Source organism: Micromonospora sp. DT46, assembly GCF_049841735.1.
GTDB lineage: Bacteria > Actinomycetota > Actinomycetes > Mycobacteriales > Micromonosporaceae > Micromonospora > Micromonospora reichwaldensis.
In genome coordinates, this window is record NZ_JBNCKW010000001.1 from 549,628 (window position 1) to 565,905 (window position 16,278).

The 16,278-nt window shown below is 72.6% G+C and carries 13 protein-coding genes; 9 read left to right on the forward strand and 4 right to left on the reverse strand.

All coding sequences use genetic code 11. From position 1 onward, the window contains the following. The first annotated feature begins 47 nt into the window (after window positions 1–47). Window positions 48–899 (forward strand): alpha/beta fold hydrolase, encoded by an 852-nt coding sequence (locus ACLQ20_RS02485; RefSeq protein ID WP_327030435.1) that lies wholly within the window; start codon window positions 48–50, stop codon window positions 897–899. Between the two features lie 94 nt (window positions 900–993). Here ACLQ20_RS02485 and metG read toward each other — a convergent pair whose 3' ends face one another. After that, window positions 994–2,796, reverse strand: a complete 1,803-nt coding sequence (gene metG, locus ACLQ20_RS02490; protein WP_358115323.1) for a methionine--tRNA ligase — start codon at window positions 2,794–2,796, stop codon at window positions 994–996. A gap of 149 nt (window positions 2,797–2,945) precedes the next feature. On the opposite strand from metG, the gene ACLQ20_RS02495 reads away from it, so the two are divergent. Further along, window positions 2,946–3,998, forward strand: coding sequence for a hypothetical protein (locus ACLQ20_RS02495; protein WP_358115320.1), 1,053 nt, complete (start codon window positions 2,946–2,948; stop codon window positions 3,996–3,998). A gap of 106 nt (window positions 3,999–4,104) precedes the next feature. Here the strand turns inward: ACLQ20_RS02495 and rsmI are convergent, their stop codons facing one another. Further along, a complete protein-coding gene (gene rsmI / locus ACLQ20_RS02500; RefSeq protein ID WP_425853992.1) occupies window positions 4,105–4,971 on the reverse strand; it encodes a 16S rRNA (cytidine(1402)-2'-O)-methyltransferase in 867 nt (288 codons plus the stop codon). A gap of 66 nt (window positions 4,972–5,037) precedes the next feature. Here rsmI and ACLQ20_RS02505 point away from each other — a divergent pair, with 66 nt between their 5' ends. Both ACLQ20_RS02505 and ACLQ20_RS02510 read left to right on the forward strand, forming a co-directional pair. Beyond that, complete coding sequence (locus tag ACLQ20_RS02505) at window positions 5,038–6,753, forward strand: dolichyl-phosphate-mannose--protein mannosyltransferase (RefSeq protein WP_358115314.1); 1,716 nt, start codon at window positions 5,038–5,040, stop codon at window positions 6,751–6,753. A gap of 673 nt (window positions 6,754–7,426) precedes the next feature. Further along, entirely contained in the window at window positions 7,427–7,861 is a 435-nt protein-coding gene (locus ACLQ20_RS02510; protein ID WP_425853993.1) for an HNH endonuclease family protein, read from the forward strand. A gap of 41 nt (window positions 7,862–7,902) precedes the next feature. Here ACLQ20_RS02510 and ACLQ20_RS02515 read toward each other — a convergent pair whose 3' ends face one another. Beyond that, window positions 7,903–8,172, reverse strand: coding sequence for a hypothetical protein (locus ACLQ20_RS02515; RefSeq protein WP_358115308.1), 270 nt, complete (start codon window positions 8,170–8,172; stop codon window positions 7,903–7,905). Window positions 8,173–8,441: 269 nt separating this feature from the next. Here ACLQ20_RS02515 and ACLQ20_RS02520 point away from each other — a divergent pair, with 269 nt between their 5' ends. Both ACLQ20_RS02520 and ACLQ20_RS02525 read left to right on the forward strand, forming a co-directional pair. After that, on the forward strand, window positions 8,442–9,098 hold the full coding sequence (locus tag ACLQ20_RS02520) for a 4'-phosphopantetheinyl transferase family protein (RefSeq protein WP_358115305.1): 657 nt from the start codon (window positions 8,442–8,444) through the stop codon (window positions 9,096–9,098). Between the two features lie 208 nt (window positions 9,099–9,306). After that, the gene (locus ACLQ20_RS02525; RefSeq protein ID WP_327030430.1) at window positions 9,307–10,377 is read left to right on the forward strand and encodes a hypothetical protein; all 1,071 of its coding nucleotides are present in this window, start codon (window positions 9,307–9,309) and stop codon (window positions 10,375–10,377) included. A gap of 89 nt (window positions 10,378–10,466) precedes the next feature. Here ACLQ20_RS02525 and ACLQ20_RS02530 read toward each other — a convergent pair whose 3' ends face one another. Continuing rightward, window positions 10,467–11,156, reverse strand: coding sequence for a hypothetical protein (locus ACLQ20_RS02530; protein WP_151453480.1), 690 nt, complete (start codon window positions 11,154–11,156; stop codon window positions 10,467–10,469). A gap of 336 nt (window positions 11,157–11,492) precedes the next feature. On the opposite strand from ACLQ20_RS02530, the gene ACLQ20_RS02535 reads away from it, so the two are divergent. The 3 genes from ACLQ20_RS02535 (at window position 11,493) to ACLQ20_RS02545 (ending at window position 16,186) form a co-directional block, all read left to right on the forward strand. After that, window positions 11,493–12,851, forward strand: a complete 1,359-nt coding sequence (locus tag ACLQ20_RS02535; RefSeq protein WP_151453481.1) for a glycosyltransferase family 2 protein — start codon at window positions 11,493–11,495, stop codon at window positions 12,849–12,851. A gap of 49 nt (window positions 12,852–12,900) precedes the next feature. Further along, window positions 12,901–13,110: a hypothetical protein gene (locus ACLQ20_RS02540; protein WP_358115299.1), complete on the forward strand. Its 210-nt coding sequence runs from the start codon at window positions 12,901–12,903 to the stop codon at window positions 13,108–13,110. Between the two features lie 586 nt (window positions 13,111–13,696). Beyond that, the gene (locus ACLQ20_RS02545; RefSeq protein WP_358115296.1) at window positions 13,697–16,186 is read left to right on the forward strand and encodes a M14 family metallopeptidase; all 2,490 of its coding nucleotides are present in this window, start codon (window positions 13,697–13,699) and stop codon (window positions 16,184–16,186) included. The last annotated feature ends 92 nt before the right edge of the window (window positions 16,187–16,278 follow it).

Genomic DNA, 16,278 nt, shown 5'->3' on the forward strand with positions numbered 1-16,278 from the left:
GGTGGGAAAGCGCGGGCGTCCGATCGTCACGTGACCAGGAGACGCGCATGCCTTTCATCACTGTGGGGACGGAGAACTCCGCCCCCATCGACCTGTACTACGAGGACCACGGCTCCGGTCAGCCGATCGTGCTGATCCACGGCTTCCCGTTCAGCGGGTCGACCTGGGAGAAGCAGACCGGGCCGTTGCAGGCCGCCGGATACCGGACGATCACGTACGACCGGCGGGGTTTCGGCAACTCCGCCCAGCCGGCGTCCGGGTACGACTACGACACGTTCGCCGCCGACCTCGACGTGCTGATGACGGAGCTGGACCTGCGGAACGTCATCCTGGTCGGCCACTCGATGGGCACCGGCGAGGTGACCCGCTACCTGGGCGTGTACGGCTCGCAGCGGGTCGACCGGGCGGTGCTGCTGGCCCCGCTCGCGCCGTTCCTGCTGAAGACCTCGGACAACCCGGAGGGCGTCGACAAGAGCCTCTTCCAGGGCTTCCAGCAGGCCATCATCGACGACCGGTTCGCCTACCTGACCACCTTCTGCGAGGCGTTCTTCAACTACCAGGAGAACAAGGGCAAGCTGGTCAGCGAGGAGGCGTTCCGGGCGCACTGGGAGATCGGCGCCCGGGCCTCGGCGAAGGGCACCCACGACAGCGTGGACGCCTGGCAGACCGACTTCCGGGGCGACGTGTCCCGCATCGACGTGCCGGTGCTGATCGTGCAGGGCGACGCCGACGCGGTGCTGCCGTACCCGAAGACCGGTCAGCGGCTGCAGCCGATGCTGCCCGGCAGCCAGCTGGTCACGCTGAAGGGCGCGCCGCACGGCACCCCGTGGACGAACGCGGCCGAGGTCAACCGCAGCATCATGGACTTCATCGGCGCGCCGGCGATGGCCCGGGCCTGACGCGCACCGGCGCCAGGTCCGGCGCGGCGGCCGGCACGACGGGCGACGGGCGCGGCCCCTTCGGGGGCCGCGCCCGTCGGCACGCAGGCGGCCGTCAGTCGGCCAGGCGGGCGAGTTCCTCGTCGACGATCGACGGGTCGAGCTTGCGGAAGACCGGCTTCGGCGCGGCCAGCGGCCGGCCGGCCTCCAGCGGTACGGACTCCCACCGCGCGCCGACGGTGTAGTCGCCGGTCAGCACCGGGTACGCGGGCCCTCCGTCGAGGTCCTCGACCTCCTCGATGACCGGCATCGGCGCGTGGACGCCGGTGCCGCCGAGCAGCTCGTGCACCTTCTGCGCGGAGTGCGGCAGGAACGGGGTGAGCAGCGTGTTGGCGTCGCTGACCACCTGGAGGGTGACGTGCAGGATGGTGCCCATCCGCGGCTTGTCGTCCTCGCCCTTGAGCTTCCACGGCGCCTGCTCGGAGAGGTACCGGTTGGCCTCGGCGACCACCCTCATCGCCTCGCCGATGGCCTGCTTCTGGCGGTGCCGGGCGATCAGGTCGCCGACGGTGGCGAAGCCGGCCCGGGCGACCGCGAGCAGCGCCTCGTCGGCCTCGGTGAGGCCGGCCGGGTCGACGGGCGGGATCGCGCCGAAGTTCTTCGCCGCCATGGAGACGGACCGGTTGACCAGGTTGCCCCAGCCGGCGACCAGCTCGTCGTTGTTGCGGCGGAGGAACTCGGCCCAGGTGAAGTCGGTGTCGTTGCTCTCCGGGCCGGCGGCGGCGATGAAGTAGCGCAGCGCGTCGGCGTCGTAGCGCTCCAGGAAGTCCCGTACGTAGATGACGACCCGGCGCGACGAGGAGAACTTCTTCCCCTCCATCGTGAGGTATTCGCTGGAGACCACCTCGGTGGGCAGGTTGAGCCGGCCCAGGTCGCCCGGCGCGCCGTCGCGGCTGCCCTCGCCCGAGTAGCCGGAGAGCAGCGCCGGCCAGATCACCGAGTGGAAGACGATGTTGTCCTTGCCCATGAAGTAGTAGGCGCGGGCGTCCTTCCCCTCACCGTCGGTGGACCACCACCGGCGCCACGCCTCGGGGTCGCCGGAGCGGCGGGCCCACTCGATCGAGGCCGACAGGTAGCCGATCACCGCGTCGAACCAGACGTAGATGCGCTTGTCGGGGCGGTCCCGCCAGCCGTCGAGCGGGATCGGCACGCCCCACTCCAGGTCACGGGTGATGGCCCGGGGCTGGAGGTCGTCGAGCAGGTTCTTCGAGAAGCGCAGCACGTTGGGCCGCCAGCCCTCGCGGGTGTCGAGCCACTGCCGCAGCACGTCGGCGAGGGCGGGCAGGTCGAGGAAGAAGTGCTCGGTCTCGACGAACTTCGGGGTCTCCCCGTTGATCCGCGACTTCGGGTCGATCAGGTCGATCGGGTCGAGCTGGTTGCCGCAGTTGTCGCACTGGTCGCCGCGCGCGCCGTCGTAGCCGCAGATCGGGCAGGTGCCCTCGATGTAGCGGTCGGGCAGCGTCCGGCCGGTGGACGGGGAGATCGCCCCCATGGTGGTCTTCGGGACGATGTAGCCGTTGCGGTACATCCCCTCGAACAGCTCCTGCACCACCGCGTAGTGGTTGCGGGTGGTGGTGCGGGTGAACAGGTCGTAGGAGAGCCCGAGGCCGTGCAGGTCCTCCACGATCACCCGGTTGTAGCGGTCGGCCAGTTCGCGCGGGGTCACGCCGTCGGCGTCCGCCTGCACCTGGATGGGGGTGCCGTGCTCGTCGGTGCCCGACACCATGAGCACGTCGTGCCCGGCCATCCGCATGTACCGGCTGAAGACGTCGGAGGGAACGCCGAAACCGGAGACGTGGCCGATGTGGCGCGGGCCGTTGGCGTACGGCCAGGCGACCGCCGCGAGAACGTGACTCATGACCAGCAAGCCTAGTGACCCGCTCGCGGTGACCGCGAACCAATAGGGCCCTCGGGTCGGCGGCCCGGCGGGACCGGATCCGTTGTTCGCCCGATTTGTCGCCGACACGCGGCCTGAGCTGCCTGCGGATGCCCTGGTCGCGGGGTGCAATGAACGCCGTGACTGGCAGACGAGCGGCCCGGGATCGTGACGACCGTCCCTCCGGCCCGACGGACGGCGACGCGGGGAGGGCGCCGCGCGGCACCCGCGCGCCGCACCCCCGGGCGGTCCAGGCCGCCGCGCCGCCGGAGTCGCCACCGGAACCGCCCGTCGAGGCCGCCGGACCGGCGGCGGCCCCGCCGTCCGCCGCGCCCGCCGTCGAGGTGGAGCCCACGACCGGGGCGCCGGTCGACGCCGTACCGCGCCGGGTCCCCGTCCGACAGCCGAACCGCTGGCCCCGCCGGGGACGTCCGTCCGCCGGTGACCCGCCGGACCGGGACGACGGCGGGCGTACGCCGGACGGCGAGGGTGGTGGGCCTGCGTCTGACCGGGGCGACGGCGGGCGTACGCCGGACGGCGGGGACGGGTCCGACGATGGTGACGGGGCGTACTGGCCGCCGATCGAGCTGGTGCACTGGGACGGCACCCCGATCCGGGAGGAACCGCCGCACGAGCGGGAGCGGTCGGCCCGGGAGGAGGCCGCGCGGCGTCGGGCCCGGCGCACCCCGCGTCCGCCCGATCCGCTGCCGGGGCTGGCCGCCCTGCTGGCGCTGAGCCTGATGGCGGCGTTCTTCGCCTGGGTCAGCGCGGGCCCGTTCTGGCTGGCGGTGGGGCACGCCACGCGGGGCACGGTGGTGATCGCCGACTGCACCGGGGGCGGCCTCGCGCAGCGCTGCCGGGGCAACTTCGCTCCCGCCGACGAGACGTGGACCGCGTACGGCGTGCGGGTGAGCGGGGTGGCCGCGGAGCGCACCGCGGCCGGCACGATCCTGCCGGCCCGGATGACCGGCCCGGACGGCGGCACCGCGTACGCGGACACCGGCGCGGCCGGGCACCTGCGCTGGCTGCTCGGCCTGCTGGTGGTGCTGGGCTGCGGCGCGGGGATCGTCCGGTGGACCGGGTCCACCCGGATCGCCGACCCCCGCGCCCGCCGCTGGGCGGTGACGGGCGCCGTGGCCGGCCCGCTGGCGATCACCCTCGGCTTCCTCGTCGCCGCCTGGTGAGCCCGCCCGTCGGGTGCTGCCGGGCGCCCGACGGCCGGGCCGCCGAGGGTGCCCGGCCGGGCCGGGTGGAAATTCCAGTCGGGCGTCAGGCGTGCCGACTCGGGTGTCAGGCGTGCACGACGGCGTAGACGTTGCGGCGGCGCAGGGCGTACTCCGTGGCGACCTCGGTGATCGCGTCCCGGCGGGACAGCCCGGCGGCCTCGCGGGCGGCGACGGCGGCCCGCAGCGTGTCGTCGTCGGGCCGCTCGGGGGCCGACTCGGGCGCGCCGGCCACGACGAGGGTGATCTCGCCGCGCGGCTCCCCCTCGGCCGCCCAGTCGGCCAGCTCGCCGAGCGGGCGGCGGACGATCTCCTCGTACGTCTTGGTCAGCTCGCGGCAGAGTGCGGCGGGCCGGTCGGCGCCGAACGCGGCGGCCAGGTCGGCGAGCGCGGCGGCGATCCGGTGCGGCGCCTCGAAGAAGACCAGCGTCCGCTCCTCGGCGGCCAGCGCCCGCAGGCGGGACCGCCGGGCGCCGCCGGTGCGCGGCAGAAAGCCCTCGAAGCAGAACCGGTCGCAGGGCAGGCCGGACAGTGCCAGGGCGGTGGTGACCGCGCTCGGGCCCGGCGCGGCGGTGACCGGCACGCCGGCGTCGAGGGCAGCCCGGACCAGCCGGTAGCCCGGGTCGGAGACGCTCGGCATGCCGCCGTCGGTGACCAGGGCGACCAGGTAGCCGGCGGTCAGCACGTCGACCAGCTCGGGGGTGCGCCGCTCCTCGTTGCCCTCGAAGTAGGAGACGATGCGGCCGCCGACGGTGACGTCGAGGTCCCGGGCCAGCCGGGTCAGCCGGCGGGTGTCCTCGGCGGCCACCACGTCCGCGGCGGCGAGCACCTCACGGAACCGGGCGGAGGCGTCGGCGGGGTTGCCGAGCGGCGCGCCGAGCAGGACCAGGCGCCCGGTTTCGGACTTTTCACCCACGAGATGCAACTCCTTCATCGACGGCTTTACCGGTATCGGGGACGACGGGCGCCACCGGGCACCTTCGCAGCCTACGATCGCCGGGTGACGAGTGCGTCGACAGCACAGAGCGCGGACCAGGCGGGGCAGGACCTCACGGACGGGAGTCCGCCGGAGGGCAGGTCCCCGGCTTCCGGCGGGATCCCCGGCGTGGTCCGGCGGCGGCTGGCCACCGTCGAGGCCCGGCTGGACGGGCGTTCCTGGCTCGCCACCGGCGTGATCGTCGCCATCGCGGCGATCCTGCGCTTCGTCGGCCTGAGCCACCCGCCGGGCAAGATCTTCGACGAGACCTACTACGCCCGGGAGGGCTGGGGGCTCATCGACAAGGGCGTCGAGTGGAACTACAAGGACGGCGGCGCGTCGTACGTGGTCCACCCGCCGCTGGGCAAGTGGCTGATCGGGTTCGGCGAGTGGGCCTTCGGCTACGCCGACGCCGAGCACGGCATCTCCGTGCCGGGGCACCTGATGACGACCGCCCCGGAGTTCGGCTGGCGGGTCTCGGCGGCGGTCATCGGCACCCTGTCGGTGCTGCTGCTGGTCCGCATCGGCCGGCGGATGTTCCGCTCGACCGCGCTGGGCTGCGCCGCCGGCCTGCTGCTCGCGCTGGACGGCTTCCACCTGGTGCTCTCCCGCACCGCGCTGCTCGACATCTTCCTGCTGTTCTTCGTGCTGGCCACGTTCGGCGCCCTGGTGCTCGACCGGGACGCCCGGCGCCGCCGGTGGGCCCGGGCGCTGGAGGCCGGCCTGGACCCGGGCCAGCCCGGGCGGGCCGGGCGTCCGGCGGGCGGCTGGCGGAACTGGCCGTGGTGGCGGCTCGCCGCCGGGGTCCTGTTCGGCTGCGCCTGCGCGGTCAAGTGGAGCGCGCTCTACTTCCTGCCGGTCTTCGCGCTGCTGGTGATCCTGTGGGAGGTCGGGGTCCGCCGCTCCGCCGGCGTACGCCGACCGTGGCGGGACACCCTCCTCGACGAGGTGCCGTGGCTGGTGCTGGCCGGGGTCCTGATCGTGGTCACCTACGTCGCCACCTGGTCCGGCTGGCTGCTCAGCGACGAGGGCTACTACCGGCTGGCCGAGCGCTACCCGAACGCCCCGCTGAGCGACACCCCGGTCTTCGGCGCGTTGAACAACCTGATCGAGTACCACAAGGCCGCGTACGGCTTCCACACTGGCCTCGACGACTCGCACAAGTACCAGTCGTGGCCGTGGCAGTGGCTGCTGCTCGGCCGGCCGGTCGCCTTCTACTGGGTTGGCAACGGGCCCTGCGGGGCGCCGAGCTGCGCCTCCGAGGTCCTGCTGCTGGGCACCCCGCTGCTCTGGTGGTCGTTCCTGCCCGCGCTGGCGGCGCTGGTCTGGCTGGGCCTGGCCCGGCGGGACTGGCGCGCGGGGGCGATCCTGCTCGTCGTGGCGGCCGGCCTGCTGCCCTGGTTCTGGTTCGCCCTCGACGGCCGGACGATGTTCTCCTTCTACACCGCGCCGATCCTGCCGTTCCTGGTGCTGGCGGTGGTCTACGTGCTCGGCGCGATCATCACGCCGGCCGGTCCACCGGGCGCCGTCGCCGCGCAGCCGGGAGACGGCGGACCTGCCGCCGCGCGCGAGGAGTCGGACGAGATCCGGGACCGCAGGCTGGTCGGCGGGGTGATCGCCGGGGCGTACGTCCTGCTCGTCGCGCTCTGCTTCGCGTACTTCCATCCGATCTTCGTCGGGAAGGTGCTGCCGTACGCCGAGTGGTCGGCGCGGATGTGGCTGGACGGCCGCTGGATCTGAGGACGGCACGGCACCCGCCGCGCGCCCCGGGCGGCGCGGCGGGTGCACAAAGAACGGGCCCGCACGCGGTGGCGTGCGGGCCCGTTCGACGTAGATGCGCGCCCCGATCGCCTGCCACGGGGGAAGCGGGCGATTGGGGCGCGCATCAAGAGCTTAACCACCACCTACCACTGGCACAACGGGTCGACTTCGGTCAGATTTCCGACCAACGCGACACCGCACGGATGGTTTACATCCGGCACTAACGGTCCGTCATCTCGCGCAAACGGTACGGATCGACAGCGCCGGCGGGACCGGGATCTGCCAGATTTCGCAGCTATCGGGATTCCCATCGATGGGAGACTTCCCGTAACGTATCGATCGATTTGGTTCTCCAGTAACCCTGGGTCCGGTCCGTCGGCACCCGGGCCGGTTGCACTGTCAGCCATCCCGATCGATCGGACGGAGTTCACGATGACCCGTACCCTCCGCTGGACCGGCGGCCTGCTGGCCACCGTCACCGCCGCCACCCTCGGCCTGTCCGCCCCCGCCCACGCGGCCACCGTCTCGGTGCCGCTGCGTACCCTCGTCGCCGACCTGCCGGTGGCCGCCGAGAGCCGTACCGGCTACAACCGGGACCTGTTCCCCGCACTGGACCGACGCGGACTCCGACGGCTGCAACACCCGCTACGAGGTGCTGATCGCCGAGGCCACCACCCGCCCCACGGTGGGCTCGAGCTGCCAACTGACCGGCGGGCGCTGGCGCTCCTACTACGACGCCGCCTACTGGACCAACCCGTCCGACCTGGACATCGACCACATGGTTCCGCTCGCCGAGGCGTGGGACTCGGGCGCCCGGAACTGGACCACGTCGCGGCGGCAGGCGTTCGCCAACGACCTCGGCGACGTCAGGTCGTTGGTCGCGGTGACCGACAACGTCAACCAGGCCAAGGGCGACCAGGACCCGGCCACCTGGCAGCCCACCAACGAGAAGTGCCGGTACGTCGGCGAGTGGGTGGCGGTGAAGACCCGGTGGCGGCTGAGCGTCGACAGCGCCGAGAAGAGCGCGTTGACCAGCCGGGCGAACTCCTGCACGAACATCACGATCACGGTGACGCACGCGTACTGACCGCCGGGCACCCCGGGGCGACCGGTCGCCCCGGGGTGCGGTCAGGACGTCCGGGGGCTGCGGGGCAGCCAGCCGAGGAACCGGTCCTGCAGGGACGTGCCGGAGGACGGCGGCAGGTCCTGCGCGGCGGCCGCGAGACAGGACCCCAGGTACACGCTGAGCATGGCGCGGTCCCGCCGGTACTCCTCCAGCAGCCGGGACCGTTTGGCCGGGCACGGCCATTCCGCCCCGCACGTGCCGCAGGTCCAGCCGGGAGCGAGTGGAGCGTGCTCGTCCGCCCCGGACGCCGAGGATTCCGCACCACCGGTCATCGCACTCCCTCTCCGGTTCACGTGGCGACCCGCCCCCGGTGGGCTGGTCGACAGTGGACCATTCCCGCCCACCGGCGACGCCCTGTCAGCGCCGCAGGACGCTGCGGTGTTACGCCTTGCGGTACGTTCACCAACCATGACCCTCGCGACGCCGACCGTGGGCGGGGCGCCGGCCCGGCGGTCCGTTCGCCAGCCGCCGCACCGGCCACCGGCCGACGGGCTCGGAGCCGGGCGGGCGCGCGGACGGTCGCACCTGTCGGGGGGCGGCGGTGCGTGACCTGCTGCCGCCGGCCGTGGCGGTGGCCGTGGCCGGGGCGTCGGACTGGGCTGGCGAGCTGCTGCCGGCCGAGCGGGCCTGCCTGGGCGAACGCGCGGTGCAGAGCCGCCGCCGCGACTTCACCGCCGGGCGGGTCTGCGCCCGCCGGGCGATGGCGGCCCTCGGCGTACCCCCGGTGGCGGTGCCGTCGGCCGCGGACCGGTCGCCGGTCTGGCCGGCCGGCGTGGTCGGCGCCATCACCCACACCCGCGGCTACTGCGCGGCGGTCGCGGCCCGCTCCGGCGAGGTCCGGTCGGTCGGCATCGACGCCGAGGGGCACCGGGAGCTCAACGCGGGCGTACGCCGGCTGATCTGCCTGCCCGAGGAGCAGGACCGGTGCGCCCGCCTGCCGGTGGGCACCTCCTGGCCGGCGGTGCTGTTCAGCGCCAAGGAGACCGTCTACAAGGTGTGGCACCCGGTCGTCGGCACGTGGCTGGACTTCCACGACGCGCTGGTGGAGTTGGATCCGGACGCCGGCACCTTCACCGCCCGGATCGCCCCGGCGCGACTCGACGCGGCTCCGCTCGCCCGTCCGCCCGCGCTGGTCACCGGCCGGTTCGCGGTCGACGACGCGCTGGTCCGCACCGCCGCCGTGCTGCTGTCCGGTTGACCCGGGCACGGAATCCGAACAGGGGACGGCGCGGCGCTGCCGGAGACGCGAAGATGGTCCGTTGTCCGCGCACGGTAGCGTCAGCCGCGTTTGCCGTCGTCGTCAGGTGCCTAGGAGTACGGTGAGTCACCCCCCGCCCCCTTACGGGCCGCAGGATCCGAACCAACCGAGCCCGGAGCAGCAGCCGCAGCCGTACCCGCCGGCACCGATGCCGCAGTTCCCCGCCGACCAGGGCGGCCACCCGCCGCAGCCGCCGACCTCCGGCGCCCCGCAGGCCACGGGCGACCCGTGGGCCCCGCTCCCGCCCGTGCCGCCGCAGCAGCCGGCCGGCGACCCGTGGGCCGCGCCGCAGCCGCCGGTCTCCGGGGCACCGCAGCCACCGGTGTCGGGCGCGCCCGGCGAGCCGTGGGCGCAGCCGCCGGTCTCGGGGGTGCCGCAGCCACCGGTGTCCGGGATGCCGCAGCCACCGGTGTCCGGGATGCCGGGCGAGCCGTGGGCCGCCCCGCACCAGCCGACCTCGGGCACGCCGTACCCGCCGGTGTCCGGCACGCCGGGGTATCCGGCCGCCGGGCCCGGCTACCCGCCGCCCGGTGGGCCCGGCTACGCGCCCGGTGGGCCCGGCTACGCGCCCGGTGGGCCGGGCTACCCGGGCGGCGCGCCCGGTTACCCCCTCGGCGCGCCGCATCCGGCCGCGCCGCCGAAGAAGAACAAGACCGTCCTGATCGTCGTGGCCGTGGTGGCCGTGCTGGCCCTGCTCTGCTGCATCGGCGGCGTCGTCGCGCTCATCGCCGGCGCCAACAAGGCGGCGGACGACCTGAATAAAGCCGCCCCGCGAATCACGCTGCAGCCGGACGGCCCGTCCCCGTCGGCCAGGGACGGCGAGACCTTCAACATGAAGCCCGGCGCCACCCTGGTGGTCTCCGACGACGACGGGACCATGGAGATCACGGTCACCCGGTTCACCACGGAGACCAAGGGCTGCCGGTCGTACGCCCCGCCCCCCGACAAGGGCATGTACCTGATCGCCCACGTCACCGCGACGGTGACCAAGGGCAAGAGCTCCATCAACCCGTTCTACTTCAACTGGGTGGCCGCCAACGGCACCACCGCCAACGGCCTGGCGAGCGCGCTCTCCGGCTGCGGCGACACCCTGGACTCCGGCAACAACCTGCCCGAGGGCAGCAGGCGCGCGGGCACGGTGGTGTTCAACGTGGCCGACAAGAACGGCGCGCTGGAGTACCTGCACAGGTTCGAGACCACCGGCTCCTGGCGGCCGTGATCCACAGCTCGTGACGGGAGGCCGGGCCCCTGGGGTCCGGCCTCCCGCGCTCTTCCCGCCGGCCGTCCCGTCGGGGAGGCCGGCGCTCGTCAGCGGCCCTGCTCCAGCAGGTCGGCGACCGTGATCAGCGGGGTCACCAGCGACGGCACCAGGGCGGCGTCCTCCAGCCGGCCGCGCCGGTAGGTGACCAGTTCCGCCCCCCGCACGCTCCACGCCGGCACCGCTCCCGCCAGGTGCGCCGCGATCAGGGTCGGCCCGACCAGCGCCTGCTGCCCCGGGGCCGCAGCGGCCACCCGCCACTGCCGGTCGAACTCCTCGTGCCCGGTGGCGTAGGTGTCGCTGCCGAACAGCGCGCGGCCCAGCTTCGAGAACGCGTGGCGTGGTCCGACCGAGAGCGCCGGGAACGGCCGCCGCAGCCACACCGAGCAGACGACGTACGTGTGGGTGTGCGTGGTGGTCGTCTGGTTGCCGTCCGCGCCGGTCGAGCTGTGCGTCTCGGTGTACGCGTACTCGGCCACGCAGACGGGTCGGCCGTGCAGCGTCCCGGTCAGCGCGAACCGCACGCCCCGGCGGTTGCGGCCCGGCACCCGGTCGGTCCAGGTGATCTGGGGCCGCTCGTCAAAGGTCCAGCCGTACCGGGCGGCCCACTGTCGCCAGTGCTCCCGCCGCTCCCGCTCCCGCCGGTGGGACGCCACGACCAGCGCGACGACGCCCGCCACGAGCAGGACGGCGACTGCCGCGCAGCCACCCGTCCAGAACACACCCGCCATCCGCTCCACGGGCCGCAGCGTAGTGACCGGCCGCACGCGCGCCCGTCCCCGGACGGTGGCGGCCGCGGATCCGGCTGCCGGCCGGGTTGCGGGGTTTCCTCGACGCCGCGCCTCGCATTCGTCACCCGGTGTCGTCGGGACCCCTGTCGATCCACTGATCGCACCCCAGACATCGACGAATCGATTGATCCTCATTTGGCGCGCTGCTTAGCTCCCACCGGCACCCTCGACGACGATGGTCCTGGCCGGTGAGCGTGAACCACCACGCGTGACCCGGCCGGGCCGCGCTCCCGCGCGAGGCGCGTCGACGGAGATCGTGCACCACCACCATGACGGGGAAGTCGAATGACGGCACGGACGAACGACGCGGTCGAGCTGAGCGTGGTCATACCCACCTACCAGGACGCGCAGTGCCTGGCGCTGACGCTGCGGTCGCTGACGCGACAGACGGTGAGCCCCGAGCGCTTCGAGGTGGTGGTCATCCGCGACGGCGGCTCCCCCGCCGGTTACGCCGACGCCGTCGAGGCTGCCACCGGTCTCGACCTCCGCCTGCTGGAGTTCCCCAGACGGCGGGGACGCTCCGCAGCCCGCAACGAGGCGGTCCGGCACACCCGGGCGCCGCTGCTGTTGTTCCTCGACGCCGACTCGTACGCCTCCCCGCAGTTGCTGGAGCGCCACCTGGCCCACCACGCGGTCGCCGGCCGGCCCGCCGTGCTGATGGGCCGGCGCGACGAGCTGAGCCTGGAGCACGTCGAGGCCGCCCTCGACGACCGGGAGATGACCGACGTCCCCCGCCGCCGCGCGGACCGCGCCGGCGACCTGCGCTTCCCGCACGGTCAGCCCCCGGGGCCGGAGTGGCTCCGGGCGGGCTGGGCGCTCGCCTACACCCACAACATCTCGCTCGCCCGTGACCTCTTCGACCGGACCGGCGGATTCGACGAACGCTCCGGGCTGCGCTGGGGCCTGGAGGACATCGAGCTGTTCTATCGGGTGCACCGGCACCTCGGCGTGACCGAACTCAATTTCGCCTTCGACGACGAGGCCCGCGCCTTCCACCTCCCGCACCACCGCAACACCGACCGCAACTGGTCCGACTTCGCGGCCAACCGGAGCCTCCTGACCGGGCAGTACCACGTCATCGAATGGGAGTTCTACGGCCTGCTGGACGTGTACGACTCGCTGGAGCGCATCGTGTACTACCGCTCCGCGGCCACCGACTGCGCGCGGCGCTCGACGTGCCGGATCGGGCCGGCGTTCGACCGGCTCGCCGACCGCCTGCCCGGCCCCCGCGTGCTGTGGGTGGGCACCGGCAGCGATCAGGTCGACCTGCCGACCGGGGCGCTGACCTTCGACTACTCCGCCCCGCCGGGCCCGACGAACCACCACCTGGTCGGCATGGACCCGCCCATCCCGCCGGGCAGCCTCGACGCGGTGGTCAGCGTCGACTTCTGGCGGTACCTGCGGTGGGACGATCTCTGCCGGTTCGTCAACACCTCCGGACGGCTCGCCCGCGAGGTGCACCTGGTCGGCACGGGCGACACCGGATCGGCGCCGCTCACCCCGGGGCCGGCGGTGCTGGACTACCTGCGCCGCGCCCTGAGCGCCGCGTTCGCCACCAGGCTGACCCACGTCGACGGGCTCGGTGAGGTGCTCACCCTGCGGCCCCTGCCTGCCGCCGCTCGGAGGGGCCCGGCGCGCGTGTGACGTCGGCCAGGGACATTGGCGCCCGCTCCAGCCCTATACGGTGACTTGCGTGGATCTCCGGTACACGCGTAGCGGCTCGACCAGAGTGATGGGCAACGTCGCCCTGGCCGCCGGGCTGCTCATCTCGTTACTGATGATCAGCCCGGATAATCCTTCGACCGGGGGATACGTCCTCGCCGCCCTGCTCGTCATGACGGGGCTCGGGCTGCGGCTCGAAGCGGCGCTCCTCGCCCTGCGTGACGACGGGCAGACCAGGTAGCGCCTTCGCCTCGTCGACCGTGTCCTCACGGGACGGACCAGGACCGTAGGCGTCGCCTCCGCCGGCGCGATCTTCGACGCGCCCGACTTCCTTCGCGCCCTGTCCGGGCACGTCTCGGTCGACCTGCGCCCGTAGGCCTTCATCCGGTCGCCCTCGACGGCGCCACCGTCGTGGTGGTCGCCGGTCACGGGCGCCACCTGCGGCGCTGGCCAGCACACCGAATCCTCAAGGTTCCCTCTGGCCGTCGCATCGAAGGGTTGATCAAACGGCTCAGGCGATGCAAAGATCCAGGTCAAGCCACGTCGTCGACGTGAAAGACGCCTCCGCCGCCTCAGTTCCGCCCATGCTCCACACGGTCCTCGACGCGATCCGTCGAGGCCTGGATCGCCGTGGGCGGACACACGACGCACTGCATCCGACGCACCCGGCCCGCTCGCACCCGGCACGATCCTCCGACGCGATCCGTCGGAGCCGGGCTCGTCGTGCGCGGGTGCAGCATGTCCATCTTTGGATGAATCGATGCGGTCCGGCCCGCGCTCGGGCCGGCCGCGACATCACTGACGGCCACAGACAGAAGGAGGGGAGCATGCGAGGTAGACAGCCACGCATCGTGTTCTTCGCGATGTCCGCCCTGGTGGCAACCACTTTCGTCGCGACCGCGCCTGCGGGCGCGGACCCCACGAAGCCCACCGCCACGGGCTCCGAAGGAGCCCACCACGCGGATCATGAGTCGAACCACGTACGCATCAAGCTGACCGGATCCGACATGCTCGACAAGGTGGTAGCCGCCGGCTACGACGTCGAGCACGGCCTCACCCGTGTGCCGGACGGCATCGAGGGCGAGGCGCACGTGGACGCCGGGCAGGTCGCCGAGCTCAAGGCGATGGGCGTCAAGATCCTCGGCGAGAACGAGCGCTTCACCTGGAGCGACGTGGCCGACGGCGGCTTCCGGGCCGCCGGGGCACGGGCCGCCCAGCCGCTCGCCCAGCCGGCGCAGGTGACCGAGGCGAACGACGCGACGGTACGAGTCGTCCGCGCCGACTGGTTCACCACGAAGGGCCAGGGCTTCCTCTACGTCGAGGCACGGACCACCGAAGGCGCGCAGACCAACCCGATCGTCCTGATGCAGCTCGAGAACGACTCGGGCGTCGGTACGCCGTTCGGCTCCGCCCGGACGATGAGCCGCTTCGTCGACTCCGGGCAGTACATGTTCCACCGGAACCTGTTCAAGCTCGACGCGCGTCCTGACCAGATCAAGGTCAGCAGCTCGACCGGCGGCGTCACCACCGGCAAGGTCTCCAACTGGCTCGAGGGCGCCCCGCCGCCGCTGACGGACAACCCGGGCTACAGGTCGGACTTCATCGACGGCTACAAGCATCCGCAGCAGCTCTTCAGCCGCGCCGAGGAGATCGCCCGGCAGTACCCGGACATCGCCGAGATCGTCTACCTGCCGCACAAGACGAACGGCTACCAGCGCAAGGCGCAGGCCACGATCGGCGGTACCGGGCAGGCGGCGGTCGTCGTCAGTTCGGCGGCGTGGGGCCACGAGGGTGGCAACGACGTCACCGTCGAATTCGTGGAGCGGCCGGGGGCGAGCCTCCCGCTCGGCGTCGACGTGTCGGGCAAGGCGGTCCGCGTCCTCCTCGCGAAGGACGCCAACGGCGCGCTCGCCAGCACCGCCGCGCAGGTGGCGGCGGCACTGGAGACCCAGTCGCAGGGCCTGATCGACCGGGCGCACCCGTACCGCAGCAACGCGGGCACCGGGCTCGTCGTGCCGACGTCCGCCCCGGTCGCGCTGAGCGACTTCCTCGACCAGAAGCGCGTCGGCGCGCCGGAGGGCGAGGTGCCCCGCGGCGAGGCCACCATCCCGGTCCTGCGGATCGGCAAGCACCGCGACGGCCGCAACCCCGGTGTCCTGATCCAGGCCCAGGACCACGCCCGCGAGTGGGTGCCCGCGACGACGACGCTGGAGACGGCCGAGCGTCTGGTGCACAACTACAAGACCGACAAGGACACGAAGAAGATCGTCCAGGAGACGGACATCTTCCTCGTCCTGTCGAACAACCCCGACGGCGCGAACTACAGCTTCTACAACTACGCCTCGCAGCGTAAGAACCTGACGAACCACTGCGAGGACGCGAACGCCGACCCGGACCGCCGTAACTCGTGGGGCGTCGACCTGAACCGGAACTACCGGGTCGGGTCGGGCCACGACGGCTACGCCGGTGGGTCGACGGTGTGCACGAGCGGCACCTACCAGGGGCCGGAGAAGCTGTCCGAGCCCGAGTCGAAGAACATCGTCTGGCTGGTCGAGAAGTACTCGAACATCAAGTTCATGATGTCGGTGCACTCCAACGGCGGCCAGCTGTTCTGGCAGCCCGGCGCCTACATCGCGGACGGCCGGGTCACCACGCCGCGTCCGCCGCTGGGCGACGAGGCGTTCTACTGGCAGTCGGCCGGCAGGATCCTGTCGCAGGTCAAGGCGTACCGGGAGACCGTCGTCACGCCGGAGAACGTCGGCGGCTCGTCGGACGTCCTGTACTCCTCCGCCGGCAACGTCCGTGAGGACATGTACCACACCTACGGGATCTACTCCTTCGGCTGGGAGGTCGGCGGCTCGATCTACAACCCGGCCACCGGCAACTGGCAGGGCGGCTCGTTCCAGCCGGCGTGGGAGGGCAATCCGGCGCTCGTCAGCGGCCACTCCGAGACGATGGAGTACGCCAACGGGATCATGGAGATGTTCCGGATCGCGGCAGAGTGGGGCAAGGACAAGAAGAAGCCGACCTCCGAGCTCGTCCCTGGCGGCGGCAGGTACACCGGGTCCGTCGACGTGCGCTTCGAGACGAGCGAGCCGGCCACCATCTACTACACGACGGATGGCAGCCGGCCGACCCTCGAATCGCCGCGCTACCAGGCCACCGAGTTCCGTGAGCCGGGGCAGGTCTTCCGCGTCACCAGCACCACCACGTTCCGCTGGTTCTCGGTCGACGCCTCCGGCAACGTCGAGAAGGGCTACGACCCGGAGAAGAACGGCAAGAACTACCGCTCGGCGACGGTGACGATCGTCAAGTAGGTAGCGCCCATCCGGTAATTCGTTGCCTCGTCGGTGCGGGAGGCCGCACCGACGAGGCAACGAGCGTTTCCATGGTGAGTCCGGGCGCGTCA